Origin of the sequence: Cryobacterium sp. PH31-AA6 (assembly GCF_030063195.1) — a bacterium.
In the GTDB taxonomy this organism is placed as follows: Bacteria; Actinomycetota; Actinomycetes; order Actinomycetales; family Microbacteriaceae; genus Cryobacterium.
Genome location: NZ_JASISS010000057.1, coordinates 1 through 1,921, shown reverse-complemented (window position 1 = coordinate 1,921; position 1,921 = coordinate 1). Strand labels below are relative to the sequence as shown.

2 protein-coding genes are annotated in these 1,921 nt (G+C 69.1%); both read right to left on the bottom strand.

The window, feature by feature from the left end; all coding sequences use genetic code 11:
* Positions 1 to 137 precede the first annotated feature (137 nt).
* Entirely contained in the window at positions 138 to 917 is a 780-nt protein-coding gene (gene istB / locus QMG61_RS17335; RefSeq protein ID WP_283495582.1) for an IS21-like element helper ATPase IstB, read from the bottom strand.
* On the bottom strand, positions 914 to 1,921 hold a 1,008-nt coding region (locus QMG61_RS17330; RefSeq protein ID WP_502847061.1), incomplete at its 5' end, for a transposase. The genes istB and QMG61_RS17330, both read right to left, overlap by 4 nt.

Sequence of the window (1,921 nt, the reverse complement as noted above, 5' to 3'; positions counted from 1 at the left end):
TGTCAATGGCCAATCCGATCTGCCCACGGGCGGCCAGTAGAAATGCCCGCTGGTGGCCATGAAAACTGCCCACTCATGGCCAACAGATCTGCCCACCTGGGGTTTGGTGGCGTTGGCCATGCGTGGTCGTCCTCGGTCTAACTCATCGCGGTGACGCCCTTCCCGGCGAGGGCCTGGGTGAGCCGGATCGAGTCGCCCGAGGTCTGGCAAACGTGCGCGTGGTGGAGCAGCCGGTCGACTGTCGCGGTCGCGAGGGTCTTGGGCATGAGGGCGTCGAAGCCGGCCGGGTGCAGGTTCGAGGAGACCGCGATGGAGCGTTTCTCGTAAGCGGCGTCGACGAGCCGGTAAAGGCCTTCGGCCGCGTCGGCCCCGACTTCGAGCAGCCCGATGTCATCGACCACGATCAAATCGGCGCGAAGGATGCGGGCGACCACCCGGCCGACGGAGTCGTCGGAACGGTGGGCGCGGACCAGGGCGCCGAGGTCCTCGAGGCGGAACCAGGCAACCCGCATCCCGGCCTCCACGACTTGCTGGCCCAGGGCCTCGAGGAAGAACGTTTTCCCGGTCCCGGAGGGCCCGCAAACGACGACGTTCTCCTTCCGTCCTATCCATTCCAGGGTCCGCAGGGCGTGCTGCGTCGGGACAGGGATCGAGGATGCGGACTCGTCCCAGGTGTCGAAGGTTTTCCCGGTCGGGAAGCCGGCGGCCTTCCGGCGGGTGGCGAGCATAGACCGGGATCGGCCGGTGACTTCCTCGACGAACAGGGCCTTGATGACCTCGGCTGGTTCCCAACGTTGAGCGCGGGCCGTCGCGATCAGCTCCGGCGCCAGCGCGCGGGCGTAGGGCATCTTCAGCTTCCGCATCAACGCTTCCAGCTCTGCCGGCAAGGCGGGCGCGGCCGTGGCCGTGACGCTCACGCGATCTCCTCCAGATCGTCGGCGGAGACGTCGAACACCGGGGCGATGGGCCGGCCGATGGCCGCCCACCCGGCGGTGCCCTGCGCGAGCGACTGCCCCTCATCCGCCCGGTGGGTCAGGGTTCGGGAGCTGTTGGAGCCGAGGATCGAGGCGAGGTCGCCGGTCGCGAAGCGGCCATAGGTGGCCGCTTCGCCCAGGGCCTCGTCGACGGCGGTCAGGCCGCTGATCTTGGCCAGCGCCACGGCGTCAGCCATCTTCACGTTCATCCGGGTCGTGCCCGCCGCCGCGGCCTCGAGCAACCACGCCTTCGCGCCCGCGCCGATGCGCAGGAACTCTGCCTCCGCGGCGCTGCGGGCCTTGACCGCGTAGTCGCCCGGGATTCTCTCGCGGTGGTCAGGGAAGTGCGCGTCATCGATCGACGGGGAGCCCGGCCGGGCCCGCGGGTGCCGGGCGACCTCGACGGGACCGTCAGCGCCGTGGTGCACGACGATGACCTGCTCGTCGGCGCCGATCCCGTGGCTGCGAACGAAGACCCGCGCGCCGAGCAGATGCGCGGGAACCGAGTACTGACCGTTCTCGAACGTGACCATCGGGGTGTTGTCCGGGACGGACCTGGAGAGGCCGAACGAGACCGTGTGGGCGGTGTCGGGAATCCGGTGCAGCCGCGGCTGCTCCTCGACGAGCATCGCGGCGGGCTTGCGCCTCGTGACCCGGTGCTCACGGTTGTTGACCTCGTCCATGAACGCGTCGCAAGCCGCTTCGACCTCCGCGAACGACGCGTATTCCGGGCGCAGGTTAGTGTCCCTCGGGACGATGTCGGCTTTGGCGACCTTGACCGAGGACTCCGACCCGCCCTTCGTGGCTGGGTCCGCGGGCTGGCAGGTCAACACGGTGATGCCGTAGTGGCGGGCGAAGTCCACGGTCTGCTGGTTGCGCACCGGGACGCCCGCGAGGTGGGACACGGTGACCGTTTTCTCGTTGTCCGTGAGGACATAGGTCGGGGC